Consider the following 26,370-nt stretch of genomic DNA (forward strand, 5'->3'; position numbering starts at 1 on the left):
GCGGGACGCTGATCCCCGCCCGACCTGCCGGTTCCGGCTCACCCCCGGTGCTCGTGAGGGCCCCGTGGCGGACCGGGCCGGCCGCGAGCCGCGCACCCGGCGCGGCGGGGCGCCGGGCGGATCACGGCCAGGGGAGGTCGCTGCACCAGAAGGACGCCGTCCGGCTGGTCGAGCCGGTGGAGTCGGACACCGTGGCACCGATGGTCAGGTAGGAACCGACACCGCACCAGCCGTACGCGCTCCACTGCCCGTCCCAGTGCGGCGCGGGCGCGCCGAACTCCTGCCACGTGATGGTGGCGTTGGGGGTGTAGGGGGAGGCGGAGCAGCTGAACATGCTCTGCCCGGAGGCGCAGTGGAGCGTGAGCGCGGGAGCGGCCGAGGCGGGCGCCGCGGCGCTCACCAGCGCGGCGACCGCACCCACCGCGGATAACGCCGCACGGGTTCTGGCTTTCATGTGTCCTCCTCAGGAGGGGGCAGGGTCCAGCCACCGTAGCCGGCCGCGCAGGCACGCCACGACGGTCGGAAGGGCGACACGACGGCGGCCACCAGGGTGATTCCCGGCAGCCCGGCAAGCACACCGGGCCACCACAAGACGACCGGACGCGTCGGTGGGCGCGCTCGCGTTCTCCGGTGTCCTGGCTCCGGCCCGCCGCGGTCACGCGGTTAGCATCCGCGCGGGAACCGGCACACCGAGGACGGCGATGAGACCACTGACCTTCAGCGACGGCGGAGACCACCGGCAGGGGTGGCTCCCGGGTGGTCCCCACTCCGCGGAGGACGCGTTCCAGGAGTTCGTCGACCGGCACCGCGGTGGCGGCGCCACGTCGTTCTCCATCGAGGACGAGGAGAACGACGAGGGGCTGCTGCTCCTGTTCGACGACCGGGCCACCTGCCGGGTCAAGGGGTCGCGGGTCGAGTACCGCCTCGTCACCGGCAGCAGCGGCTACCGGAACCAGGTGGCCGACTTCGTCCGCGGCGGTTTCGCCGCCCTCGACCTCCGCGGCCCCTGGCTGCCGGACCTCGCCGCCCTCGAACGCGCACGCCTCCGGTTCGAGTTCGACGGTTCCGCGCTGCGGCGGACCCACCCGCGCGAGCTGCGCCGCCGGCTGGAGGTCCTGACCCGAGTCGACGGGCGCGAGCCGACGACGGTCGCCGGGGTCACGCGCTACGGCTACGCCAACGGGGACGGCGACACCGTCGACGCCCGGTTCACCGACGCCGGCCGCGGCCTGGTGACCACGTTCGACCACGCGAGCCCGCTCGCCTCCCCCGACGCCCGCGCGGCGCTGTACGACGGCGTGCCGGCGGACCTGCTCGCCCTGCCCGGGGACGGTGTCCCCCACCCCGCCACCGGCGTCTTCACCTTCTCGGGTCCCTGCGCCCTGTCCGACGGCCTCGTGGCCCGCTTGCAGGAGGCGCGGCTGGGGGTCGAGGCCACGGGGGTCGGTCGGCTGCTGGAGGTCTTCCTCGTGGACGACTTCACCCCCGACGCGGTCGCGGGAGCCGGGCCGTGGTGGAGCGCCGAGGACGTCGCGCGGGGCTTCGCCGCGGTCGGACCGGAACGGCCCGCGACCGCGCCGCTCGACCGGGGGGCCGTGGACCGCTTCTGCGCCATCTGGGCCGACTCCGGCTACAACGACCGCTGGGACGTGCACTACGTCCTCTTCGACAGCTGCACGGTCGAGGAGGCCGGCGAGACCCGGGACGAGCTGCTGGAGCTGGTCCGGGTGCTCGGGCTGGAGCGCGTGGACACCCCACCGGGAGCCGCGGACGGCGAGGTGTGGGTGCGCACGGACCCCCGCGTCGACGCCGAGCTGGGGAACTGGGCGTGAGCGAGGTCGTGTTCACCCGGGAGAACGGCTGGATCCCGCGGGTGGTCCGGGCGGACGGCGGGCTGAGGCTCCAACTCGGCGCCGGGGCCGACGCCAACCACGACCCCCGCACGTTCACCGTCCCGGTCACCGCGGCCCACCTCCGGGTGATCCGGGACGACCTGACCCGGCACCTGCTGCTGTGGAGCGCGCTCCTGCCCCTGTGCACGGCGGCCGGGACCCGGGGCCCGCTCGACGAACGCGCGGCGGTCGCGCTGCTGGACCCCATCCTCCTCGGCGCGCCGGAGGAGGTGGAGGCGCTGTTCCGGGACATCGCCTGGGACCGACGTCAACTCGTCGCCCAGGGCGCGGACGTCGAACTGCTCGAACGGGGCGAGGTCTTCGCCGCGCTGCGTTCCGCGACCGAGAAGTCCGACTGGCGCCGCGTCCACGAGTACGACGCGGACCGCGACCGCGCCCGGCGCGGCGTGCGCCTGACCCCGCTCGACGCGGCGCTGCTCGAGTACACGGGCCGCTACCTGCACGGCGGGAAGCGCCCGACCAGGGAGCCCGACGCCGTCGACCCCGCCCTGCTGCCCGAGGTCATGCGGGTGATCGCCACCGCGGAGCGGGCGTGCGCCGGGGTGCGGCTCTCCCCCGGTCCGCGAGGGGACCGGAACACCCCGGAGAACAGCGGGTGGAGGCGAATCGAGGAGGAGGTCGAGCGCGCCGTTCGCCGCGCCCACCCGGGGCTGGCCGACGACGCGGTGCGCACCGTGAGCTTCCTGATGTGCTCGGAAGCCGCCGCCCGCCCGCGGGCGTCTTAAGAGCGGTCGCAGCGGCGGGAACACCCAGGACGCGCTGTCGTCCGGTGGCCGGCCGCCGAGGGCTGATCCGCGCTCACCGGTCCACGTGCCGGGTGAGCACTCGTGCGACCTCCGGGTGCCGCAGGTAGGCGCCCAGGGTGTGGAAGTCCAGCAGCCCGATGTGGACGTTCGCGTGGTGGTCCACCGGGAACCGGCCGCCCAGCTCCGGCGGCAGGGCCACGAGGTCGCCCAGGTCCGCGTAGTCCTCCCACCGCGCGACACCGGCGGGCTTGGCGCCCCGCTCTCCGCGCGGCGCGGGGTCGAGCGCATGGAAAACCGCCCCCGGCGCGCCGAGCGGCGATCCCAGGGTCACCAGCAGGTCGACCTCCAACTCCGGGTGGGCGTGCAGGGTCTCGTACGCGACCACCGATCCCAACGAGTGGGCAACCACGACGCTCGGCCGCGCCCGCCGGATCACCTCCGCGACGCGATCGCGGGCCGCCTCGCGCCGGTGGCGCTGCCCCGTGTAGGCGGACACCTCTCTGATCAACGCGGCCACCACCCGCCCGCACCGCTGGACCGACCCGCCGCGACGCCGGGCGAGCACGCCCAAGGCCTGCCGCACCGGCCACAGGAACGGGTTCTGCGGCTCGTCCGGCGCCTCGACCCCGGCGAGGGCGAGCCACTGCCGGGCGAGCACGAGTTCCTCGTCCGTCAGGTCGTCGAGGCCATCGCCCTCGCCCTCCTCGTCCTGCCGCTCGTCCCGCGGATCGTCGAACAGCAGGTCCGCGTAGTAAGCCATGACGATCTCGAGAGGCGGGGGAGGGCTCTTCTTCGCCTTCTCGAGGCCGCGGGCGAGGTGGTCCTCCGCGGCCCGGGCGAGACCGGCGGCGGCGTCCTCCGCGGACAACCCCCTCTGCCGGTTCCAGATCCCGTGGACCACGACTATTGCGGACAGGGCGGTACCTCCGTGTGGTAATCCGATCTCCGTCGGGTGAAGCCGGGTGATCACCATGGTCGCACGGGTGCCGCGCGCCCGACCGATTCCGCGGAACGGGTGGCGATGGTCAGGTCGTGGGTGGTCGGCGTCGGGGGTTTCCCGGTCCGGGTCGTCACAGAGGAGGAGAAGGCCTCCGGGACCGCGCCGTTCTCGCCCCTGTCCAAGGTCGAGGCAGCGGTGGAGGACGTGCGCGGAGCGCTCGACCGCCTCACCTCGTCGACCAGTCGCCTCCTGGTTGACCCTGACCGCGACACGGCCACCACCGCTTGGCAAGAGCTCCAGGAACAGGCCGAGGACGAGCCGCTGGTGCTGTTGTTCAGCGGCCACGGCGAGGTCCTCAACAACGAGCTTTACTTCGCCGTGCTCGACAGCGCCCGGGGCGTGAAGCTGCGCAAGACGGCGCTGAACGTCAGCGCGATGCTCGGCGACGTCGAGGCGGGCGCCACCGGGCCCGCGCTCTTCCTGCTCGACATGTGCCGAGCGGGTGCCGCGCTGTCGACCCAGGACTTCCACCACCTGACCGATCAACGGCGCAAGTCCTGGGTGATCGCGGCCTGCGGTGCCGACGAGTCGACGTTCGGGGCGCGCTTCAGCACCGCCACGGCCGCCGTGCTGAAGCGCCTGGCCAAGGGCTGGCTCGACGTCACGCCGGACTTGCCGTTCGTGCCCGTGGAGACGCTCGCCGCCGAGATCGACCGGGAGCTGGGTCAGAAGGTCGGCGCGGGCTACTTCCCCTCGGTCCTGCGCACGCCGACGTCGCAGGCACGGCTGGAGCCCGCCCGGTTCTTCGCGAACCCGGCCCACGCCAAGGACCCCTTCGCCCGCTACCGCGCCCGGACGAGCGCTGCGCTGTGGCAGTTGGCGGCGGAGAGCGACCCCGGCCTGGACCCCGTGCACTTCATCACCCGGGCGACCGGCACCCCGACCGCCGACCGCTGCCTGTTCAGCGGCCGCGACGCGGAATTGGCCCGGATCGCCCGGTGGATGGAATCGCCGGGAGAGACCGGGACGAACCTCCTCGTGGTCACCGGCAGCCCCGGTTCGGGCAAGTCGGCGCTGCTCGGCGTGGTCACGTGCCTGACCCACCGCCAACTCCTGCAGGTCGCCGGGGCGGTGCTCAGCAGGATCCGGGACCACCGACCGCGCCCCACCGCCCGGGTGATCGCCGTGCACGCCCGCGAGCGCACCGTCGCGGAGGTGGTGTCGTCCCTGCTGCGGCAGCTCGACCCCGAACAACTCGAAGGGGAGCCCTCGCTGGCGCTCGGTGACGCGGAACCCGGCGACGACGTGGCGACGCTGCTCCGGCGCCTGTCCCAGGAGGGACCGGTGATCGTCGTGGTCGACGCGTTGGACGAGGCGGTCGACCCGGAGAAGCTGTTGACGACGGTGCTGGAACCCGCCGCGGCCGGCGCCGGCTGCCGGCTCCTCATCGGTACCCGCTCCTCACGGGGTCGGTTCCCCGCGCTGCACGCCACCGCGAGCGGGTCCGACAGCGTGCTCGACCTCGACGCCGTGCCGGTGGAACGGCTGACCGAGGACATCGCCGCGTTCCTGCACGACCGCCTGTGGTCCGACCACCGCTACGAGCCCGACGTCATCCCGGTCCTCGCCGATCGCCTGGCCCGCTCCCGGGACAACGGCGGGTTCCTGCTGGCGACCCTGTTCGCCGACCACCTGTCGCGATCGCCGGCCGACACCCCGTTGACGCCCGAACAGCTGGTGAACCGACTGCCCGGCACGATCTCCGGGATGCTCGACCTGCACTTGGACGCCATCGGGGCCGCCACCCCCGGCGTGCGGCCCCTGGTGCTCGCACTGGGCACCGCGCGCGGTCGGGGCATGCCGCTCGACCTGCTCCACGCGGTGGCGCGCGCCTGTGCGCCGGACGCCCCGCGAACCGATCTCGACGACACCAGGGACGCGCTGGGCGAGATCGCGTTCTACCTGCGCACCGACGTGGACGTGGACGGCCGCCTCCTGTACCGGTTCTTCCACCAGGCCCTGGTGGACCACGTCCGGCCCTCCGCGGACCCGGCGGCCGTGTTCAGCGCCCTGATCGCCCAGGTGCCCAAGGCGGGCTCCTGGGAGACCGCGCACCCCTACCTCAAGCGCCACCTGGCCGGCCACGCCGCGGAGGTGGCGGGAGCGCTCGACGGCCTGCTCCGCGACCCGGGCTTCCTGGTGCACGCCGCTCCCGACGACCTGGCACCCCACCTCCACCGGGCGGTCGGGGAACTGGCCCGCGTCCACGCTTCCGTCTACCGGACCTCCTTGCCCCACCACCCGCTGCGGCACATCAGGGAGGTACGCCGTCAACTGCTCGCGATCGACGCGTTGCGATGGGGCCTGCCCGCGCTCGCCCGAGCCCTGCCGGTGGCCGGTACGCCGTTGATGACGCCCCGCTGGGCGACGGGCTCGCTCGTGCACCCCGCGCTCCGCCACTCGCTGCCGCACGGCCCGGGCGTCGGGACCCCGACCGTCACCGGATGGGGCGGAACACCGTTCGCGCTGACCTCCAGCGCCCTCGGCGGGCAGACCGCCGTGAAGCTGTGGAACCTGGTGGATGGCAGTCTGCGGCACGTCCTGCGCCATCCCGAGGAACCGGGTGCGCGGGTGTCGGTCGCCGACGTGGTGCGGTTCAACGGCCGGTCGCACGCCGTCACGGGGGACGACGGTGGTCGCCTGTGGGTGTGGGACCTCGTCGACGGCGTCGAGCGCAACGTCCTGTCGACCGGCGAGCCGAACCCTCCCACCGGGCGATCCGCACCCCTGCCGAGGGCCGTCGCGTCCTCCGGTGGCCTGTACGGGATCGTTCCCTCCGACGACGGGTTCCGGGTCCGGGACCTCATCAGCGGACGCGACCACCTCTTCATCCCGGCGGACGGGATCGCGGGCGGACCTCCCCGGATCGGGGGCTTCGCCCCGATCCACGGCTCACTACACGTGCTGATCGCGTCGGACGCGCACGTGAGAGCGGTCGACCCGGTGACCGGGAGGGAAGCCGTCCGGGTTCCGGTGGATCCGGACCACGCCCTCCTGCACTGCTTCTCGTTCGAGCTCGACGGGGTGTCGCGCCTGATCGCCCACGACGAGGAGTGGATCCGCCTGTACGACCTGACGAGCGGCGAGGAGCGGCTGGCCGTTCGCCGCGGGTCGTCGGAAATGGTCAACTACTACTGGTTCACCCTCGCCGGCCGGGAGCTGCTGGCGATCGCCTGCCACGGCCACGTCGTCGTGTGGGACCCGCGGGAGGACTCGTCCGAAACCCGCGAGTTCCCGTGGTCCGAGGAAGGGGTGATCACCCAGTGGCTGCACGTCGTGGGTGACGGCCTCGTCCTGGCCCGGTTGTTCGACTACCGCCTCGTCCTCTGGGACATCACCCGGGGCGAGGTCGACCACGTCCCCGTCCCGGTCGAGCGGTCGTCGAACCCCCACGTGGTGGGTTGCGTCGACGTGGGAGGCCACTCGCTCCTCGTGGGCAGGGACGACTACGTGCACTTCGTCGTGGACCTGACGGCTCGGGCCGTCCGGCACGTCTTCTCCCACGGCGACGGTGCTGACCGCACGGATCTGGCCCACATCTCCAGCACGCTGGTCCACGAGCCCGACGCCCCGTGGTTGCTCACGACCGCGTGGGACACGGTCGTCCGGGTGTGGGACCTGGCCGAGGACGAGCACCTCCAGCAGTCGCCGGTGGGGCGGGGCAGGATCGACGGCATGGGGCTGGTCGTCATCGGCGGTCGGCCGCACGCCCTGGCCAACCGGGCCGGATCCCTCGCGCTCCTGGACCTGGAGACCGGGAGGACCATCAGGACGACCTTCCACCCCAAGAACGGGGACGCGGCCCCCCGCGGGGTCTACGTGGCGAAGCGACACGCCCTGTTCCGGTTGGACCACCGCCTGGTCCGCGTGTGGGACTTCACCACCGGGGTCGACCGGGAGCCGCTGGTGGTCCGGCCCGGTGACCGGGAACCGCTGTTGACCACCGCCGGCGAACGCGACTACGCCGTCCGCCTGTCCGACGACGGCCGCGGGCTCGTGGTGCGCGACCTCGCGAGCGGCGCGGTGAGAAAGCTGGTCCACGAAGGCGAGGCCCGGGAACGGGTCGCGGGCCACGCCGTGTCGTTCGGTGACGTGGCCTACGTGCTGACCAGCTGGCTCGCCGGTCCGGACCGGTGCTGGGCGGCGTGGGAGGTGACCGGTGACGGGCCGGGAGGCGTCCTGGTCCACCCCGAGGACGCGGAGGGTCCCAAGCAGGGGATCCTGACGGGCGACGCGGAACGGGTGCTCGCGGTGACGTTGAGCGGCGGCACAGCGCGCGTCTGGAGGGTGTCCGACGGCCAGGAGCTGTTCACCTTCGCCCACGAGCCGGACGCACCGATCGAGAAGATCGCGGTGGCGGAGGTCCAAGGCGCCCCCTATGCCTTCACCACCGGGACCGACTGGCTGACTCGCGTGTGGGACCTGGACACCGGGATCGAGGTGTGCGCGATCACCCCGGAACCGATCGCGTTCGGGAGCTTCTCGTTCATCGAGAACGTCGTGCGGATCGACGGCCGCCCGCACATCGCGACGATGAACAACGCAGGGGTGGTCGAGCTGTGGGACTTGTCGGACGGGGTGAGACGCCGCACCATCACCCTCCCCGAACGCCCGTCCAGCTGGCTGCTCACCGAGACCCCGGACGGTCGCGTGCAGCTGATGGTCACCACCGGCGGCAACCGGGGCAACGGCGTCGTCCTGGTCTGGGACCTGACCGACGAGACCGGTGACGAGCCGGTCCACCTGGTGCTGCCTGATCCGGTGCTGGTGATGGGCATGTCGGCGCGGGGGCTGGTCGTCGCGTTCGGCGCGGACGTCGCCCTGTTCGACAACGGCACCCGGACGGACGACCCGGGGGTGCGACCCGTGCGGCCGTCACTTCCGCCCAGTACGCGCTGAATTGGCACGAGCATTTGGGAAGCGCTATCGTCCGATGATCCGAAGACCACATCTCCAACCATTTTCGGTGTTCCACATCACACACCGAAGTGCATTCACAGAGCAAGCTACTGAAGTAGGCAAGAAGCCGTTTGTGACCAATCTTCCACTGGACTCCGAATAAGGCTTCAACAGCCTGCCCCACCAGGAAGAACGCTCACTTTCCGCATTTTTCGCGGTCAGCACCCCGCACTGGTCCAGACCACTTGCCCGAATGCCGGGAAAACTGCATCGGTCGCCTATTTCTTTGGTCGATCGCCGCCCTACGACCGGACCGTCCCGCCCGTCACCCCGAGGCGAGAAGCTGCTCTTGGTGGATCGATCCACCGCTCCGCACATGCTGAAGGTGACATCACATGCGAATTCGACGCGTCCTGTCCCTGCTCGTCGGCGCCGGCGCCCTGCTCTCCACCGCTGTCCTGGCCGCCCCGGCGTCCGCGGCCCCCGTCGCGCCGTTCGTGCCGCCCGGTCAGACCGACATCATCGACGGGGGCACGGCCTCCTACGCCCCGTTCGCGGTCCGCTTGTTCAGCAACGGCACCCCGTGGTGCTCCGCGACCATCATCGCCCCGTCGTGGGTGCTGACCGCGCAGCACTGCGTCTCCGACGACAACGCCACCTACACGTTCCGGATCGGCAGCCTCCAGCAGAACTCGGGCGGCACCCTGGTCACCGGCGTCGAGGTCGTCGACCACCCGTCCGCCGACATCTCCCTGGTCCGGATCGACCAGGCGCAGCCGACCTGGTGGCAGTTCGCGAAGCTCGGCACCGCCTCGGCGGTGTCGGCGAACCAGCCCGTGCAGATCTACGGCTGGGGCGCGACCTGCCTCGGTGACGAGCTGAGCTGCCAGTCGCCGGTGCTGAAGTTCGCCAACACCCTGGTCGAGTCGGTCAGCTCGTCCGACTGGCTGGGCGGCGTCGCGATCTCCTCGACCCGCGTCGACGGCATCGCCGCCGGCGGCGACTCGGGCGGCCCGATGATGGCCACCAGCCCGGTCGACGGCCAGTACTACCAGGTGGGCGTGTCGTCCACGAGCAACCGCTTCGACTGGTGCGCCTACACGAACGTCACCGCCTACCGGCCCTGGATCTTCTCGGTCGCGGGCGTGTAAGCAGCGGGACGAATGACGAAGCGCTCGGCCGGGACACCCCGGCCGAGCGCTTCGCGTCACCCGTCCACGACGGGGATCCGGTAGGTCAGCCCGTAGCGGTCACCGGGCACCATGACATTGCACGTCTCCACCGGCAGCCCACCGGCGAGGAACGTCCGCTCGATGGCGAGCACGTGCACGCCCGGCGGGATGTCCAACGCCTCGACCTCCCAGGGCAGCGGGGCACGGGTGGCCACCGACTCCACGGCCTCGGTCACGCGGATGCCGATGTGGTCCATGCGGGCGATGACCCCGAGACCGGCCAGCGGACCTTCCTCGGGGCGCTCCACGTCGGTGCCTTCGGTCAGCGCGAGCGGCTCGTACGACGTGGACACCTGGACGGGGCGGCCGTCGGCGAGGAAGCGGTACGCGGTCCTCATCACGGGAGCGCCCGGGGCGATCTTGAGCCGGGTGGCGACGCGGTCGGAGGCCGTGCCACGGGCGGAGGCGGCCTCGATGTCGGCCGTCGCACCCGCGCGGCGTGCGTCGTCGGCGAACTCGCCCGTGGGCTTGCGCCTGCGGTAGCGGTCGCGGGCCAGCCGCTCGACCTGGTGTCGCGGGCGCACGAAGCTGCCCTTGCCGCTGTGGCTGTCGATCAGACCTTCGTTGCGCAGGACGCCGACCGCTTGACGCGCCACGATCCGGGAGACGCCGTACTGGCCCATCAACTCGGACTCGGACGGCAACCTGGCCCCGGCGGGCAACGTGCCGTCGAGGATCTTGGCGCGGTAGTCGTTCGCGATCTGGGCGTAGGCGGGAGTTCCGGTCCAGCGGGTCACCTGATCGGTCTCCTCTCAGCTGACGAACGACCCGGCCAGGGCGGCTGCCCTCCAACCTGCCGGCGAAGGCTCGGCGCGTCGCGGCAAAGACGGCGTGCGCCCGATCAGGTCAGGGCTTGAGCCCCTGCCGGGCGCGGGTGGTGGCCCTCAACTCCTGGTAGCTCGAAGCGAAGTTCATCCACCAGCCGCGCGCGTCGGACGAGGTGATGGCCTGTGCGAGCTGCTTCGCGGACTCGGTGCGGAGAGCCTGTACCGACGTGTCCTGCCAAGGTTCGCTCGCATATCCCTGAGTCGCGTACTCCCTGGCCTGCAACAGGGTTTCGATCTTGTCCGCGTCGTGGGCCACCTTGGACTCGAGGGTCTCCGCGTCCTCGTACTCGGCGGTGATCCCCTGGAACAGATCGGCGAGTTCATCGGGCAATGCCGCTGTCTGATGGGCCGTGACAGCCTGCGGAACAGCCGTGGTGACGTACGCCCGGCCGACAGACGGCACATCGCCGATGCGAGCTTCGTGCACGTCGTGCATGAGGCAGAGCGCGGCGGTCCTTCCAGGGTCGGCCCCCTCCATCGCAGCGAGCGCCATCCCGATGATCCCCACTCGGAACGAGTGCTCGGCGACGCTTTCGGGATGCCTGATCCCCAGCAGCAACCAGCCCGCTCGGGGCAGGTTCTTGAGGTGTCCGGCCTCGTGCAGGAAGGCGCCGAGACCGGTGAGGGGATGCGCTTGTCCGGCTGGGACGGGAAGGCTCGCCTGCCCCGTGACGTAGACGCCCCCGCCAGGGCGGCTCTGGACGAAACCCTCGTCGCGCAACGTGCGGATCGCAGAACCGACCGTCGCCCGGGACACGCCGAAGAACTTCGCCAGCTCATCCCCTGTGGGCAGCTGCGCCTCAGGCTCGAGCTCGCCGGAGAGGATCGCGGCTCGGATACTCGCGGCGATCTTGATGTAAGGGCTCCGAGGGTCGTCCGGGTTGATCGGCTGCATGTCGCAGAGCCTACCTGCTTAGACAGGTTACCGTCCTGATTGACGCCCAGCTTGACAGCTTAACCAAGCAGCTCTAGTTTTGATCTAGCCAGGTGGACAATCTGTCTACCCAAGCCCGTAATCCAGCGGTTCGCTGAGGAGATATGACATGACAGCTGTCTTGGCTGGTAGTACCCAGCGGAGCGGGAATGCCTCGACAGCACGGGTGGCGACAGGGTGAAGCTCGTCGTTCCCTACGTGGCCATGTGGAGCGAGGAGTCGGCGGAGGAACCGCGGCTCGTGGAGCGTCCGGGCGGGATGGGGATCGCGTACGCGGACGAGGTCCTCGGCGATCGGGACAGCCGGGGCGTGCTCTGGGACCGGGCGACCATCGCGCCCGGACGCGGCAAGCCCCAGTTCGCCAGGATCCACGTCCACCGACAGCGCCGCGCCATGCGGAAACTGCTGTGCCAGGTCTGCGGCCACCCCGCCGATCGGGACGAGGGCGGCGTCCTCTGGCTCCTCCCCGACCGAACGGGACGCCCGCCCGGGTGGCCGGAAGGGCTCCTCGTCAGCGAGCCCCCGGTCTGCGCGCCCTGCCTCGCCCTGGCGATCCGCGTCTGCCCGGCCCTGCGCGAGGAGGGACACCTCGTGATCCGCGCGGGCTCGTGCCCGACTTACGGGGTCGAAGGCTTCCGGTACCGCGCGGGACCGCAGGGGCGGCTGGTCGCCGTCAAGCGCGAACTCGTCCCCTTCGCCGACCCCGCCGTCCTCTGGACCCTGGCCTCCAAGCTGGTGCGCGAACTCCTCGACTGCACGGTCCTGACCGTCGAAGCGGGCAGGTCGCGCGACTCAGGGCAGCAGAAGCCAGAAACTTCCCTATACTTCTCCATCAGGCCCCCTCTAAGGTCAGGATGTGGAAGAAAAGCTCTACTCCCCCGACCAGGTGGCCGAACTGCTCGGCCTGCACGTCAAGACCGTCCGCGGCTACGTGCGGGACGGGCGGCTCAAGGCCGTCCGCATCGGCAAGCAGTACCGGATCGCCCACTCGGACCTCGAAGCCCTGACCGGCCGCCCGGTGCCCGCCGCGACGCGCGACGCCACCAGCCGGCGCCGGCACGTGGACGTGACGTGCGTCGTCGAGGTCGACGCGGCGCCGCCCGAGGTGGTCGAGCGGGTGAACGCCCTCCTGCTGGGCATCACGGCCAACCGCGGCCAGGGCGACGCCCCGCTGCGCGTGGAACTCGCCTACGACGAGGAGCGCGCCCGCCTGAAGGTGGTGATCCTCGGCAACCCGGCCGACACCGCCCTGGTCCTGCGGCACGTCGAGGCGGTGACCGGGTCGTGAGCGTCTACCGCACGGAGGACGGCGCGCGGGAGGTCCGGCGCGGCTACCTCGAACTCCTGGACCACTGGTCGGTGCCCCACGAACGGGTCACGGTGCCGACCTCTCAGGGCGAGACCTTCGTGGTGGTGTCGGGCCCGTCCGACGCCCCGCCCGTGGTGCTGCTGCACGGCTCGGGCACGAACGCCGCGATGTGGCGCGACGACGTCGCCTCGTGGGCGCGGCACTTCCGCGTGCACGCGGTCGACCTGACCGGTGAGCCGGGCCTGAGCGCGCCGAACCGGCCCCGGCTGGGCTCCGACGAGTGCGCGCTCTGGCTGGACGACGTGCTGGCGGCGCTGGGCGTGGACCGCGTGTCGCTCGTCGGCGCGTCCCTCGGCGGGTGGTTCGCCGCCGATTACGCGACCAGGCGGCCCGACCGGGTGCGGCGGCTGGTGCTGCTGTGCCCCGGCGGCATCGGTGGGCAGAAGGTGGGGTGGGTGCCGCGGGCGATCCTGCTGCGCCCGTTCGGGCGGTGGGGCCTGCGGCGGACGCTGCGCGTGGTGGCCGGCATCGGCGACGACGTGCCCGCGCCCTTCCTCGACCAGCTCCTGGTGACGTTCCGCCACTTCCTGCCCAGGCGCGAGCGGCTGCCCGTCTTCCCCGACGAGGCGCTGCGCCGGTGGGCGATGCCCGTGCTGGTGGTCGTCGGCGCGCGGGACGCGATGCTCGACTCGGCGGGCACCGCGCGCCGGGTGCGCGAGCTGGTCCCGGGCGCGACCGTGAGGCTGCTGCCCGACGTCGCGCACACCATCCGGGGGCAGACCGCGGAGGTGCTCCGCTTCCTGCTCGACCGGCCTTGAACGCGCCGGTGGGGCGCCCCCGTCCCGGGACGCCCCACCCGCCGCTCCGACTCAGCGCCGGCCGATGCCGGCCAGCAGCGCCGCGCGGTCCACCTTCCCGTTCGGCGTGGTCGGCAGCTCGTCGAGCACGCGGACGTCCTGCGGCACCATGTAGTCCGGCAGGGCCTCCATGCAGAACGCCTTCAGCTCCAGCTCGTCCAGGCCCTCGACGCCACCGGACAGCACCACGAACGCGGCCAGCGCGGGCTCCCGGTCCGGCACGGGCACCAGCAGCGCGGTGGCGGCGGCGACGCCCGGGAACTCGGCCACCCGGCGCTCCACCTCGCCCAGCTCCACCCGGTTGCCGCGGATCTTGACCAGCGAGTCGGCCCGGCCGCTGAAGTACAGCTCGCCGCCCTCGCCCCGCCGGGCCAGGTCGCCGGTCCGGAACACCACCTGGCCGGCCCTCGGGTTCAGCGGGTCGAGCACCAGCGCCCGCGCCGTGGCCTCCGGGTCGTTCCAGTAGCACGTGAACAGGGCCGCGCTGCGCAGGTGGACCTCGCCGACGCCGCCGGCCTCGTCGACCGGCTGCCCGTCCTCGTCGATCAGGACCATCTCCGCGCCGGGGTGGGCGAAGCCGATCGACAGCTCCTCCACGTCCTCCGGCAGCGGGTTCGGCACGTCGGTGAACGACGACGCCACGGACTCGGTGCTGCCGAAGCAGTTCACGATCCGCACGCCCGGCAGCAGCGACTGGAGCTGCCGCAGCTCCGGCAGCGGGAACTTCTCACCGGAGTACAGGATGCCGCGGATCGAACCGCCCTGCTCCCCCAGCATCTCGGCCTCGTGCCGCAGCACCGGCCGCCAGATCGACGGCACGCCGTTGACCTGGGTGGCCTGCGCGTCGTGCAGGAACTTCACCAGCTTGCGCGGCCACCGCAGCAGGTCGCGCGGCACCGGCACCACGGCCGCGCCGCTGCCCAGCGCTAGGCCGATGTCCAGCAGCGAGAAGTCGAACTGGAGCGGCGACGTGGTCGCCACGCGGTCCTCGGCGGAGACGATGCCGTGGGCGAGCATCCCCCGGAAGAACGACAGGATCGCCCGGTGGCTCATCACCACGCCCTTGGGGCGGCCGGTCGTGCCGGAGGTGAAGATGATGTAGGCGGCGTCGGTCGGGGTGACCTCGCGCCGGTGCCGGACCCGCGGCGCGGGCGCGCGCTCCACGACCAGGCCGTCCGGCCCGAACCGCGCCAGGCCGACGCCCTCGGCCACGCCCTCGCGCCGCCCGCCCGCCGCCTGGAGGTGCAGGGCGGGTTCGACGGCCTCGACGATCGCCTGCAACCGCTGCGCGGGCGTCTCCGGGCTGACCGGGATGTAGGTGAGGCCCAGCGACGAGCACGCCAGGAGCGCGGTGATCGACCACGACGTGGTGTCGGACTCCAGGACGACCCGGTCGCCGATGTCCAGGCCCAGCTCGTCGAGCTGCGCGGCCAGGGCCGTGACCCGGCGCTCCAGCTGCCGGAAGGAAATGGTGCCGAACTCGCCGCCCGCGTATTCGACGATCGCCGGGCGCTCCGGCACGAGGCGTGCGCCGACGAGCAGGAATTCATGCAACGTGGCGACCTGGTCGTGCGCTCGCGCGAATACTTCTCGACCCATGCTCTGGTGCACCTCACTGGTTGACGCTGACCGAACGCACGGACAGCGAAAGGCTAGCAGTGCAGCTCAGGGGCTTAACCCGGAGAGCACCCCTAGCTGACCCCTAATCCTCGGCGCAAGCCCCTTCGGGGTTTTCCGCACTTCGCGCGAGATCATTCTTGCACGGTTTTCCCGTGCTACCGTTGGCTCATCGCAGCGGCGCTATTGCCAGACAGAATTGACCCGGAAGGGGATCGGTCATCATGTGGGAAGAGCGGTTCGAGGAGATCCTGCGCAAGCACCTGCCGTTCCTCGACGCGAGCGAGGAGCTGACCGAGGACATCGAGCTGCGCGACGTCGGCCTCGACTCGCTGGCCATGGTCGACCTGCTGGCCGAGCTGGAGAAGGGCTACGGCGTGCGCTTCCGCGACGACGCGCTCAACCCGGAGACCTTCCGCACGCCCCAGACCCTGTGGAGCACGCTGTCGGGGATGCTCGAGCCGACGGCCTGACCGCGAACGCGAAGAAGGGGGCGGACCAACCGGTCCGTCCCCTTCTTCGCGTTCGCGGGACCCTTACAGCCCCTTCAGGAACTCCAGCAGCACCGGGTCGAACCGGTCGGGGTTCTCCAGGTGCGGCAGGTGGCTGGCGTCCGGCACGACCTCCAGCCGCGCGCCCGGCACCAGCTCGTGGAACGGGGCGATCGCCGCCGCGGTGACCTCGTCGTGCTCACCGCGCACCACGAGCGTGGGCGCGGTGATCGAGGGCAGCTCCGGGATCAGCGAGAAGTCCTTCAGGGTGCCGGTGATGTGGAACTCGTTGGGCCCGTTCATGGCGGCGTACACCGTCGGGTTGGTGTTCAGCTCCATGAACGTCGCGGTCAGGTCGCTGGGCAGCGAGGGCAGCCGGCACACGTGCCGCTGGTAGAACACCCCGCTGGCCTGCTGGTACTCGGGACTGCTCGTGGTGCCCGCCGCCTCGTGCCGGCGCAGCACCTCGTCGACGCCCGGGGGCAGCGTCTTGCGCAGCTCGTCCAGCTCCGCCAGCCACAGGGGGTAGGACGCGGGCGAGTTGGCCACCACGAGCCCGACCAGCCCGGCGGGCTGCCGCGCGGCGTGCGCCGCGCCCAGGACACCGCCCCAGGACTGTCCGAACAGGACGTACCGGTCGGCGATGTCCAGCGCCTCCAGCAGGTTGTCCAGCTCGTCCAGGAACAGCTCGGGCGTCCAGAAGTCCGCGCCCCGGTCGCGCAGGTGCGTCGAGCCGCCGTTGCCGAGCTGGTCGTAGTGCACGACCGGCCAGCCCTCCTCGACGAGGAGGGCCAGCCTCAGCAGGTAGTCGTGCGTGCTGCCGGGACCGCCGTGCAGGACGACCACCGGCGGCCGGTCGCCGCCGAGGTCGCCGGTGACGCGGTACCACGTCTTGTACGGCCCGAAGGGCACCGTCCCCTTGCGGCTCGGCGCCGGCGTCGCGGCCATCCGCACCACTCCCCATCCTCCGAGCGGGGCCGGTGCCCCGCGGTCGTCACAGTCCGAGCAGCCAACCGCGCACGGCGGACGCCGTGCTCTCGGCCGTGCTCTCCATCATCGTGAAGTGGTCGCCGGGCACCTCGACCAGCTCGTGCGCGCCGCTCCAGACCGCGCGCCACGTGCCGTCGCCCTCCTCGCCCTCGATCGACTCCTGCGGCCGCACGAACAGCACGGGCGCGGCCAGCTCCTCGACGGGGCACTCCGTGAGCAGCTTGGAGTAGCGTCCCATGGCCGCGAGCCGGGAGCCGCTGAACTCGCCGAACTCCGATTCGCGGGCCAGCAGCGCGTCGAGCATGTGGGTGAAGAACCGCGTCGTGGTCGCCCCCGTGGTGGGGTAGGTGTCCAGCAGCACGACACCGGCGGGCCCGATGCCCCGGCGCTCCAGCAGCCCGGCCGCGGCGTGCGCGAACAGGCCGCCCGAGGAGTACCCGGCCACCGCGTACGGGCCCTGCTCGGCGATCGGCCGGATCGCCTCGGCGAAGTAGTCCACCGCGGCCGCCGCCGTGGCGGGCAGGCTCCCCTCCCGGTCGAAGCCGGGGGTCGGCAGCACCACCACGTCCAGCTCGTCCCGGAACCGGGCGGCGAGGCGGGCGTACTGCTGCGGGCCGCCCAGCGCCATCGGCGAGGCGAAGCACACCAGGGTCGGCGAGGCCGGTCCCCGGCTCAGCGTGACCGCCGGCGGGATCTCCCCCGCCTCGGCCGCCGTGTCGAACGACTCCATCACGTCCGCCGCGGCGGTGATCAGGGCCAGGCCCTGGGCCGGCTTGCCGGCCCGGACGGCCTGGCGGAACAGCGCGCTGATCGTGTCCGAGGCGGCCTCGGCTCGCGGCGCCGGAGCGCCGTCGGCCGGGACGGCGGCCAGTTCGGCGCGCAGGTGCGCCGCCAGCCGCTCGGGCGTGCCGTGGTCGAACACCGCGGTGGTGGCCAACCGCAGGCCCGTGGCCCCGTTGAGCGCGTTGCGCAGTTCCACGGCGGTCAGCGAGTCCAGGCCCAGCTCCACGAACGCCCGGTCCGCCTCCACCGCCCCGGGGCCGTCGTAGCCGAGCACGGCGGCGGCGGTGGTGCGCACCAGCAGCCGCAGCGCCTCGTCCTGGCCCGCGTCGTCCAGCCCGGCCAGGCGGCGGCGCAGCGCGGCCGGGTCGTCGGCCGCGGTCGCGGCGGTGGTGCGGGCGGCGGGCACCAGGGCGTTGAGGATCGGCGGCACCTGGCCGACGACCGCGCCCTTCAGGTCGAGCTTGACCGGCGCCAGCACGGCGTCGGGCAGCGCGCACGCGGCGTCGAACAGGGCCAGGCCCTCCTCGGCCGGCAGCGGTCGCACCCCGCCGCGCGCCATGCGGCCCCGGCCGGTCTCGCCGAGCCCGCTGGTCATCGCGCTGTCCTCGGCCCACAGGCCCCAGGCCAGCGACTGCGCGGGCAGGCCGGCGGCCCGCCGGTGCGCCGCCAGCGCGTCGAGGAACGCGTTGGCCGCCGCGTAGTTCGCCTGCCCCGCGCCGCCCAGCAGGCCGGCGGCGGAGGAGAACACCACGAACGCGGTCAGGTCGGGGTTCGCCGAGGTCAGCTCGTGCAGGTTGAGCACCGCGTCGACCTTGGGCCGCAGCACGGCGTCCACCCGCTCGGGCGTCAGCGAGGCCAGCACGCCGTCGTCGAGGACGCCGGCCGTGTGGACGACCGCGGTCACCGGGTGCTCGGCCAGCAGCGCGGCCAGCGCGTCCCGGTCGGCGACGTCGCACGCGGCCAGCTCGACCCGCGCGCCCAGCCCGGTCAGCTCGGCCACCAGCTCCGCGCCGCCGCCGGCCGTCGCGCCGCGCCTGCTGACCAGCAGCAGGTCGCGCACGCCGTGCCCGGTCACCAGGTGCCGGGCCACCAGCCCGCCCAGCGTGCCGGTCGCGCCGGTGACGAGCACTCGGCCCTCGGGGCCGAACGCGCTGCCGGGCTCCTCGCCGGTCGCGGCGACCCGGGCCAGCCGCGCCGCGCGCACCTGCCCGCCGCGCACCACGACCTGCGGCTCGCCGCCCGCGACGACCGCCGCGAGCGCCTGCGCCGACTCGTCGTGCCCGTCCAGGTCCACCAGCACGACCCGGTCCGGGTTCTCCGACTGCGCGGACCGCACCAGGCCCCACACCGCCGCCGAGGCGGGGTCGTCGCCGTCCTGCGCGCCGCGCGTCAGCACGACCAGCCTGGTCGCGCCGTAACGCTCCTCTGCCAGCCACGCCTGGAGGACGGCCAGGGCGCGGTGCGCGGCGGAGCGCACGGTCGCCGCGTCGAGCGAACCGGTCGGCGCGAACTGCGCCAGCACGACCTCGGGCGCGCCGTCCACCAGGGTCTCGCCGAGCGCGGCGAGGTCAGCGTGCGCCTCGACCGCGTACCCGGCGGCCTTGAGCACGGTGCCGACGCCCAGGTCGTCGTCGCCCACCAGGGCCCAGCGGCCGGTGACCGGCGCGGCGGGCGCCGCGACCGGCACCCACTCCGGCCGGAACAGCGAGTCCGCGCGCCGCGCCGGCTGCCCGGCGAACGGCCGCAGCGCCAGCGAGCGCACCGTGGCCACCGGGCGGCCGATCGGGTCGGCGAGGTCGAGCGCGGCCTCGTCCCGACCGCTGCGGGTGATCCGCACGCGCAGGCCGGGCGCGCCGGCGGCGTGCAGGGCGACCCCGCTCCACACGAACGGCACCACGGGCGGCTCGTCGGCGCCCCGGTCCAGGCCGATGGCCTGCACGGCGGCGTCCAGCGCGGCCGGGTGCACGCCGAACCGGCGGGCCTCGGCCGCCGCGTCCTCGGGCAGCGCGATCTCGGCGAACAGCTCGCCGTCGCGCTGCCAGGCCCGGCGCACGCCCTGGAACACCGGCCCGTAGTTCAGGCCCGCGTCCGCCATCTGCTCGTACAGGTCGTCGAACAGCAGCTCCGTCGCGCCGGCGGGCGGCCACTCGACCAGTTCCACGCCGGTGTCGCCGGCACCCGGGACCAGGACGCCGGCGGCGTGCTTGGTCCACGGGGCGTCGTCGTCGGCGTCCTGCTCGCGGCCGTAGACGGCCACCGCGCGGGCGCCGTCGCCGTCCGGCGCGGACACCGAGACCTGCACGCTCACCCCGTCGTCCTCGGGCAGCAGCAGCGGCGCGTGGATGGTCAGCTCCTCCAGCGCACCGCACCCGGCGCGCGCGCCCGCCTGGAGCGCCAGCTCCACCAGGCCGGTGCCGGGGAACACCACCACGCCGCCGAGGTCGTGGTCGACCAGCCAGGGGTGGGTGTGCCGGGAGAGGAGGCCGGTGACGATCAGGCCGTCGGTGTCGGGCAGCGTGGTGGTGGCGACGAGCAGCGGGTGCTCGGCCGCGCGCAGGCCCGTGGAGGCCACGTCGCCCGCCTCGGTGGAGCCGTCCATCCAGTACCGCCGCCGCTGGAACGCGTAGGTCGGCAGGTCCACCCGCCGCGCGCCGCGCCCGGCGAAGAACGCCGACCAGTCCACGGTCGCGCCGGCCACGTGCAGCGCCGCCACCGCGAGCACGGCGGTCGCCGCCTCCTCGCGGCCCTTGCGCTGGGCGGCCACGAACGTGCCGTCCACCTGGGCCATGCCGGTGAGCACGCCGTCCGGGCCGACCTCCAGGAACCGGACCGCGCCGCGCCCGGCCAGGTCGCTCACGGCGTCGTGGAACCGCACGGCCTGCCGGACGTGCCGGACCCAGTAGTCCGCGGTGACCAGGTCCTGACCCTCGGCCAGGGTCCCGGTCAGCGTGGACACGACCGCCGTCGCGGGCACCCGGTAGGCGATCTGCTCCGCGACCGCGCGGAACTCCTCCAGCATCGGCTCCATCAGCGGCGAGTGGAACGCGTGCGAGACGGCGAGCCGCTTCATGCGACGACCCTCCAGCTTGGCCGCCACCTCCTCCACGGCGTCCGCCGCACCGGAGACCACCACCGCCGTCGGCCCGTTCACGGCCGCGAGGCCGACCCGGTCGTCCAGGAACGGCAGGACTTCCTCTTCGGTGGCCTCGATCGCGAGCATCGCGCCGCCGCCGGGCAGGGCCTGCATCAACCGGCCGCGCGCCTCCACCAGCTTGCAGGCGTCCTCCAGCGAGAACACCCCGGCCACGTGGGCGGCGGCGATCTCACCGATCGAGTGACCCGCCAGGAAGTCAGGCTTCACGCCCCAGGACTCCAGCAGGCGGAACAACGCCACCTCGAAGGCGAACAACGCCGGCTGGCTGAACTTCGTCTGGTTCAACAACTCCTGGTCGTCACCGAGCACGACCTCCTTCAGCGGCAGGTCGAAGCCCGCGCACACCGCGTCGAAAGCCTCCCGGAACACCGGGAAGGACTCGGCCAGCTCACGACCCATGCCGATCCGCTGCGAACCCTGACCCGTGAACAGGAACGCCAGCTTGCCCGGCGCCACCCGGCCCTTGACCGCACCGGTCGTGCCGGCCGCGTCGTCGGCGAGGGCGCGCAGCCCGGTCACCAGCTCCGCCAGGTCCCGGCCGACCACGGCCGCGCGGTGCTCCAGCGCGGACCGGTGCAGCGCGGCGGACCGCGCCACGTCCACCACGTCGTACCCGCCGTCGAGCAGGAAGGACGCCATCCGCTCGGCCTGCGCCCGCAGCCCCTCGGCGGACCGCGCGGACACCACCAGGGCGACCGGCTCGTCCGACACCCGCGCCGGCGCCACCGGCGCCTCGGGCGCCTGCTCGATGATCGTGTGGGCGTTGGTGCCGCTGATGCCGAAGGAGGACACGCCGGCCCGGCGCGGACGCCCGGTCTCCGGCCACGGCACCGACTCCGTCAGCAGCGAGACGTTCCCCTCGGACCAGTCGACGTGCCGCGACGGCTCGCCGACGTGCAGGGTCTTGGGGATGACCCCGTGCCGCATGGACATGACCATCTTGATGATCCCGGCGACGCCGGCGGCGGCCTGCGTGTGGCCCATGTTCGACTTGATCGAGCCGAGCCAGAGCGGGGTCTCGCGGTCCTGGCCGTAGGTGGCCAGCAGCGCCTGCGCCTCGATCGGGTCACCCAACGTCGTACCCGTGCCGTGCGCCTCCACCGCGTCCACCTCGGACGGGGCAAGACCCGCGTTCGCCAACGCCTGCCGGATCACCCGCTGCTGCGACGGACCGTTCGGCGCGGTCAACCCGTTCGACGCACCGTCCTGGTTCACCGCCGAACCCCGCACGACCGCGAGCACCTCGTGCCCGTTGCGGCGCGCGTCCGACAGGCGCTCCAGCACCAGCACGCCGACGCCCTCGCCCCAGCCCGTGCCGTCCGCGCCCTCGGAGAACGACTTGCACCGGCCGTCCTCGGACAGCCCGCCCTGGCGGCTGAACTCGACGAACGTCTCGGGCGTCGCCATGACCGTGACGCCGCCGACCAGCGCGAGACCGCACTCGCCCGACCTCAGGGCCTGCGCCGCCAGGTGCAGCGCCACCAGGGACGAGGAGCACGCGGTGTCCACGGTGACCGCCGGGCCCTCCAGCCCGAACGTGTAGGCCACGCGCCCGGACACCACGCTGCCCGCGTTGTGGCTGGTGATGTAGTCGTGGTACATCGTGCCGGCGAAGACGCCGGTCTGGCTGCCGCGCAGCGACGCCGGGTCGATGCCCGCCCGCTCGAACGCCTCCCACGAGGTCTCCAGCAGCACGCGCTGCTGCGGGTCGAGCAGCACCGCCTCGCGCGGCGAGATGCCGAAGAACTCCGCGTCGAACTCGGCGGCGTCGTGCAGGAAGCCGCCCTGGTCGACGTAGGTCGTGTCGGGACGGGTGCGGGTGGGGTCGTAGAGCCGGCGGACGTCCCAGCCGCGGTCGGTCGGGAACCCGCCGATCGCGTCGCCGCCCTCGGCCACCAGCCGCCACAGGTCCTCCGGCGACCGCACGCCGCCGGGGTAGCGGCACGCCATGCCGACGATGACCACGGGGTCGTCGTCCACGGCCTTGGCCTTCGCCACCACGACGTCGCCCCGGGAACCGGTCAGCTCGCGGTGCACGTGCTCGGCGAGCGCCGCCGGCGTCGGGTGGTCGAACACCAGGGTCGCGGGCAGCCGCAGCCCCGCCGCCGCGGACAGGGCGTTGCGGAACTCGACCGCGGTCAGCGAGTCGAAGCCCAGGTCCTGGAAGGCCCGGTTCGGGTCGACGGCGGCGGAGGTGGCGTGGCCCAGGACCGCGGCGATGTTCCCGGTCACCAGCTCCAACACCGCTTCGCGGGCCTCGGCGTCGGGCAGGGCGGCCAGCCGGTCGCCCAGGCCGCCCGCGGTCGGCGCCTTCGCGGCGGTGCGGCGGACCGGGCCGGCCAGCCCGCGCAGCAGCGGGGACAGGGCGTCGCCCTGCTCGCGCAGGCCCGCCGGGTCGAGCTTGGCGGGCACGACCAGCGCCTCGCCCGCGGCGAGCGCCGCGTCGAACAGCGCGAGGCCGTCCTGCTCGGTCAGCGGCAGCACGCCACCGCGCGAGAGCCGGGCCAGGTCGTCGGCGTCGAGCGTGCCGGTCATCGCGCTGTCGTCCAGGCCCCACAGGCCCCACGCCATCGAGGTGGCGTGCAGGCCGGCGGCCCGGCGGTGCGCGGCGAGCGCGTCGAGGTAGGCGTTGGCGGCGGAGTAGTTGCCCTGGCCCGGCGCGCCCAGCACGCCCGACAGCGAGGAGAACACCACGAACGCCGACAGGTCCGAGGTCAACCGGTGCAGGTTCCAGGCCGCGTCGACCTTGGGCCGCAGCACCGCGTCCACCCGCTCGGGGGTGAGGGCGGTGACCACGCCGTCGTCCAGCACGCCGGCCACGTGGACCACCGCGGACACGTCCACCCCGGCCAGCACCGCGGCCAGCGCGTCGCGGTCGGCCGCGTCGCAGGCGACCAGCGACACCCGCGCGCCGGCGGCCTCCAGCTCCGCGACCAGCTCCGGACCGCCCTCGGCGGCCAGGCCGCGACGGCTGAGCAGCAGCAGGTCCCGCACGCCGCGCTCGGCCACCAGGTGCCGGGCGACGACCCGGCCCAGCGCGCCGGTCGCACCGGTCAGCAGGACCGTGCCGTCGCCGAAGCCGGGGTCGGTCCCGTCGGCCGTCGCGGCCCGGACCATGCGGGCGGAGTGCGCGACACCGCCGCGGAAGGCCAGCTGCGCCTCGCCGGAGGCCAGGGCGACCGGCAGCGCCGCGTCCAGCGAGGTGCCCTCGTCCAGGTCCACCAGCAGGAACAGGTCCGGGTTCTCGGCCTGCGCGGACCGCACCAGGCCCCACACGGCCGCGCCGACCAGGTCGCGGACGCCCTCGTCGCCGACCGGCACCGCGCCGCGGGTCACCACGACCAGGTGCGAGGCGGCGAAGCGGTCCTCGGCCAGCCAGGTCTGGAGCACCGCCAGCACGCGGTGCGCCTCGCCGTGCACGGCGGCCGGTTCCGAGCCGGCCTCCACGGGCAGCACCACGACCGCCGGCACGACGCCGCCGTTCACCGCGTCCCACTCGACCCAGGTCACCGGGTCGGCCGCCTGGAGGTCGAGCGCGGACCAGTCCACCCGGTACAGCGGGTCCCGGCGCACCGCCGCCCGCTGCCCGCCGCCGACCGGGCGCAACGCCAGGGAGGCCGCGGTCAGCACCGGCGTGCCGGCCGGGTCCGCGAGGTCGAGCCGCACGCCCGCGCCGGCGGGCGCGACCCGCACGCGGACCGCCGAAGCGCCCGTGGCGTGCACGGCGACCCCGCCCCACGCGAAGGGCAGCGCGGCGTCCCGGCCGGCGCCACCGGCCAGCGCGATGGCGTGCAGGGCGGCGTCGAACAGCGCCGGGTGCACCTCGAACCCGTCGACCTCGACGTGCTCGGGCAGCACGACCTCGGCGAACACCTCGTCACCGCGCTGCCAGGCCGCCTGGAGGCCCTGGAACACCGGGCCGTAGCCCAGGCCGGCGGCGGCGAAGCCCTCGTAGACGCCGTCGAGCGCGATCGGCTCGGCGCCGGCGGGCGGCCACTCGGTCAGGGCCTCGCCCCGGACCGGCCCGGCCGCCAGCACGCCGGTGGCGTGGCCGGTCCACGGCTCGCCGCCCGCCGCGTCCTCGCGGGAGTGCACGGCCACCGCGCGGCGACCGCTCGCGTCCGGCGCGGCCACGGTCACCTGGACCTGCACCGCGCCCTGCTCGGGCAGCACCAGCGGCGCGGACAGCGTCAGCTCCTCCACGACGCCGCAGCCGACCTCGGCGCCCGCGCGGGCGGCCAGCTCCACGAACCCCGTGCCGGGGAACAGCACCGCGTCGCCGACGCGGTGGTCCGCCAGCCACGGGTGCGTGCGCAGCGACAGCCGACCGGTGAACACCACGCCCTCGGAGTCCGCCAGCGTCATCGCCGCGCCCAGCAGCGGGTGGTCGGTGGCGTCCATGCCCGCGCCGACCGGCTCGCCCACCACGGCCGGGTCGTCCATCCAGAAGCGCTCGTGCTCGAACGCGTAGGTCGGCAGCTCGACCCACCGGCCGCCGCGCCCGGCGAAGAAGGCCGTCCAGTCGACCGGCACGCCGGCCGCGAACGCCTGGCCGACGGCCGCCGTCAGCGCGACGACCTCGGCGCGGTCGCGCCGCTGCGCGGCCACCACGACCGCGGAGTCCAGGGACTCCTGCGCCATGCCGGTGAGCACGCCGTCCGGGCCGACCTCGACGAACCGGGTCACCCCCCGGCCGGCCAGCTCGCGCACGCCGTCGGCGAACCGCACGGCCTGCCGCACGTGGCGGACCCAGTAGTCCGCGGTCACCAGGTCCTCGCCCTCGGCCAGGACGCCGGTCAGCGTGGACACGACCGCCGTCGCGGGCACCCGGTAGGCGATCTGCTCGGCGACCGCGCGGAACTCCTCCAGCATCGGCTCCATCAGCGGCGAGTGGAACGCGTGCGAGACGGCGAGCCGCTTCATGCGACGGCCCTCGAGCTTGGCCGCCACCTCCTCGACGGCGTCCGCCGCACCGGACAGCACCACCGAGGTCGGTCCGTTGACCGCCGCGAGGCCGACGCGGTCGTCCAGGAACGGCGTCACGTCCTCTTCGGTCGCCTGCACGGCCAGCATCGCGCCGCCGCCGGGCAGCGCCTGCATCAGGCGACCGCGCGCCTCCACCAGCTTGCACCCGTCTTCGAGCGAGAACACGCCGGCCACGTGGGCCGCGGCGATCTCACCGATCGAGTGACCCGCCAGGAAGTCAGGCTTGAGGCCCCACGACTCCAGCAGCCGGTAGAGCGCCACCTCGAAGGCGAACAGCGCCGGCTGGCTGAACTTCGTCTGGTTCAACAACTCCTGGTCGTCACCGAAGACGACCTCCGCCAACGGCAGGTCGAAGCCGGAGCACACCTCCTCGAAAGCCTCCCGGAACACCGGGAAGGACTCGGCCAGCTCACGACCCATGCCCACCCGCTGCGAACCCTGCCCCGTGAACAGGAACGCCAGCTTGCCCTGACCGGCCACGCCGCGCACCACGGACGGCGAGGCGGTGTCGGCGGCCAGCGCCCGCAGGCCGGCCACCAGGCCGTCGCGGTCGTCGCCGACCACCACGGCGCGGTGCTCCAGCGCGGCGCGCCGGGTGGCGAGCGACCAGGCCAGGTCGGTCGGGTCCACAC

Annotated in this window: 13 protein-coding genes and 1 pseudogene; 7 read left to right on the forward strand and 7 right to left on the reverse strand. The window is 73.5% G+C overall.

Going from position 1 to position 26,370, the window contains the following annotated elements; genetic code table 11:
- Positions 1-121: 121 nt before the first annotated feature.
- Positions 122-454, reverse strand: coding sequence for a hypothetical protein (locus tag ACFV4N_RS20775; RefSeq protein WP_499674199.1), 333 nt, complete (start codon positions 452-454; stop codon positions 122-124).
- Between the two features lie 154 nt (positions 455-608).
- On the opposite strand from ACFV4N_RS20775, the gene ACFV4N_RS20780 reads away from it, so the two are divergent.
- Positions 609-1,832 (forward strand): DUF6357 family protein, encoded by a 1,224-nt coding sequence (locus tag ACFV4N_RS20780; protein WP_499674200.1) that lies wholly within the window; start codon positions 609-611, stop codon positions 1,830-1,832.
- Entirely contained in the window at positions 1,829-2,638 is an 810-nt protein-coding gene (locus ACFV4N_RS20785; RefSeq protein ID WP_499674201.1) for a DUF6357 family protein, read from the forward strand. The genes ACFV4N_RS20780 and ACFV4N_RS20785 overlap by 4 nt, the downstream gene beginning before the upstream one ends.
- Before the next feature lie 73 nt (positions 2,639-2,711).
- Here ACFV4N_RS20785 and ACFV4N_RS20790 read toward each other — a convergent pair whose 3' ends face one another.
- Positions 2,712-3,419 (reverse strand): serine peptidase, encoded by a 708-nt coding sequence (locus ACFV4N_RS20790; protein WP_499674202.1) that lies wholly within the window; start codon positions 3,417-3,419, stop codon positions 2,712-2,714.
- A 261-nt stretch (positions 3,420-3,680) separates the two neighbouring features.
- On the opposite strand from ACFV4N_RS20790, the gene ACFV4N_RS20795 reads away from it, so the two are divergent.
- A complete protein-coding gene (locus ACFV4N_RS20795) occupies positions 3,681-8,558 on the forward strand; it encodes an AAA family ATPase (RefSeq protein ID WP_499674203.1) in 4,878 nt (1,625 codons plus the stop codon).
- A 395-nt stretch (positions 8,559-8,953) separates the two neighbouring features.
- On the forward strand, positions 8,954-9,709 hold the full coding sequence (locus tag ACFV4N_RS20800) for a S1 family peptidase (RefSeq protein WP_499674204.1): 756 nt from the start codon (positions 8,954-8,956) through the stop codon (positions 9,707-9,709).
- A gap of 56 nt (positions 9,710-9,765) precedes the next feature.
- On the opposite strand, the gene ACFV4N_RS20805 is transcribed toward ACFV4N_RS20800, so the two are convergent.
- Positions 9,766-10,527, reverse strand: a complete 762-nt coding sequence (locus ACFV4N_RS20805) for a GntR family transcriptional regulator (RefSeq protein ID WP_499674205.1) — start codon at positions 10,525-10,527, stop codon at positions 9,766-9,768.
- 109 nt (positions 10,528-10,636) lie between these two features.
- A complete protein-coding gene (locus ACFV4N_RS20810; protein WP_499674206.1) occupies positions 10,637-11,512 on the reverse strand; it encodes an HD domain-containing protein in 876 nt (291 codons plus the stop codon).
- An 895-nt stretch (positions 11,513-12,407) separates the two neighbouring features.
- Between ACFV4N_RS20810 and ACFV4N_RS20815 the strand changes: the two genes are divergently transcribed.
- Both ACFV4N_RS20815 and ACFV4N_RS20820 read left to right on the forward strand, forming a co-directional pair.
- Positions 12,408-12,839, forward strand: a complete 432-nt coding sequence (locus tag ACFV4N_RS20815) for a helix-turn-helix domain-containing protein (RefSeq protein ID WP_499674207.1) — start codon at positions 12,408-12,410, stop codon at positions 12,837-12,839.
- Entirely contained in the window at positions 12,836-13,678 is an 843-nt protein-coding gene (locus tag ACFV4N_RS20820; protein WP_499674208.1) for an alpha/beta fold hydrolase, read from the forward strand. The genes ACFV4N_RS20815 and ACFV4N_RS20820 overlap by 4 nt, the downstream gene beginning before the upstream one ends.
- A gap of 51 nt (positions 13,679-13,729) precedes the next feature.
- Here the strand turns inward: ACFV4N_RS20820 and ACFV4N_RS20825 are convergent, their stop codons facing one another.
- Entirely contained in the window at positions 13,730-15,316 is a 1,587-nt protein-coding gene (locus ACFV4N_RS20825) for an AMP-binding protein (RefSeq protein ID WP_499674209.1), read from the reverse strand.
- Between the two features lie 242 nt (positions 15,317-15,558).
- Here ACFV4N_RS20825 and ACFV4N_RS20830 point away from each other — a divergent pair, with 242 nt between their 5' ends.
- A complete protein-coding gene (locus tag ACFV4N_RS20830; RefSeq protein WP_499674210.1) occupies positions 15,559-15,807 on the forward strand; it encodes an acyl carrier protein in 249 nt (82 codons plus the stop codon).
- A 63-nt stretch (positions 15,808-15,870) separates the two neighbouring features.
- Here the strand turns inward: ACFV4N_RS20830 and ACFV4N_RS20835 are convergent, their stop codons facing one another.
- Both ACFV4N_RS20835 and ACFV4N_RS20840 read right to left on the reverse strand, forming a co-directional pair.
- The gene (locus ACFV4N_RS20835; RefSeq protein ID WP_499674211.1) at positions 15,871-16,773 is read right to left on the reverse strand and encodes a proline iminopeptidase-family hydrolase; all 903 of its coding nucleotides are present in this window, start codon (positions 16,771-16,773) and stop codon (positions 15,871-15,873) included.
- Positions 16,774-16,819: 46 nt separating this feature from the next.
- Positions 16,820-26,305, reverse strand: a pseudogene (locus ACFV4N_RS20840) (SDR family NAD(P)-dependent oxidoreductase); the annotation flags it as partial.
- Positions 26,306-26,370: the final 65 nt, after the last annotated feature.

The organism is Actinosynnema sp. NPDC059797, assembly GCF_042732085.1.
Classification (GTDB): Bacteria; Actinomycetota; Actinomycetes; order Mycobacteriales; family Pseudonocardiaceae; genus Actinosynnema.

Excerpts from the sequence above, each read along its gene's own strand:
- ACFV4N_RS20775 (WP_499674199.1), bottom strand. The coding sequence starts at position 454 with ATGAAAGCCAGAACCCGTGCGGCGTTATCCGCGGTGGGTGCGGTCGCC.
- ACFV4N_RS20790 (WP_499674202.1), bottom strand. The coding sequence starts at position 3,419 with ATGGCTTACTACGCGGACCTGCTGTTCGACGATCCGCGGGACGAGCGG.
- ACFV4N_RS20795 (WP_499674203.1), top strand. The coding sequence starts at position 3,681 with ATGGTCAGGTCGTGGGTGGTCGGCGTCGGGGGTTTCCCGGTCCGGGTC.
- ACFV4N_RS20800 (WP_499674204.1), top strand. The coding sequence starts at position 8,954 with ATGCGAATTCGACGCGTCCTGTCCCTGCTCGTCGGCGCCGGCGCCCTG.
- ACFV4N_RS20810 (WP_499674206.1), bottom strand. The coding sequence starts at position 11,512 with ATGCAGCCGATCAACCCGGACGACCCTCGGAGCCCTTACATCAAGATC.
- ACFV4N_RS20825 (WP_499674209.1), bottom strand. The coding sequence starts at position 15,316 with ATGGGTCGAGAAGTATTCGCGCGAGCGCACGACCAGGTCGCCACGTTG.
- ACFV4N_RS20830 (WP_499674210.1), top strand. The coding sequence starts at position 15,559 with ATGTGGGAAGAGCGGTTCGAGGAGATCCTGCGCAAGCACCTGCCGTTC.
- ACFV4N_RS20835 (WP_499674211.1), bottom strand. The coding sequence starts at position 16,773 with ATGGCCGCGACGCCGGCGCCGAGCCGCAAGGGGACGGTGCCCTTCGGG.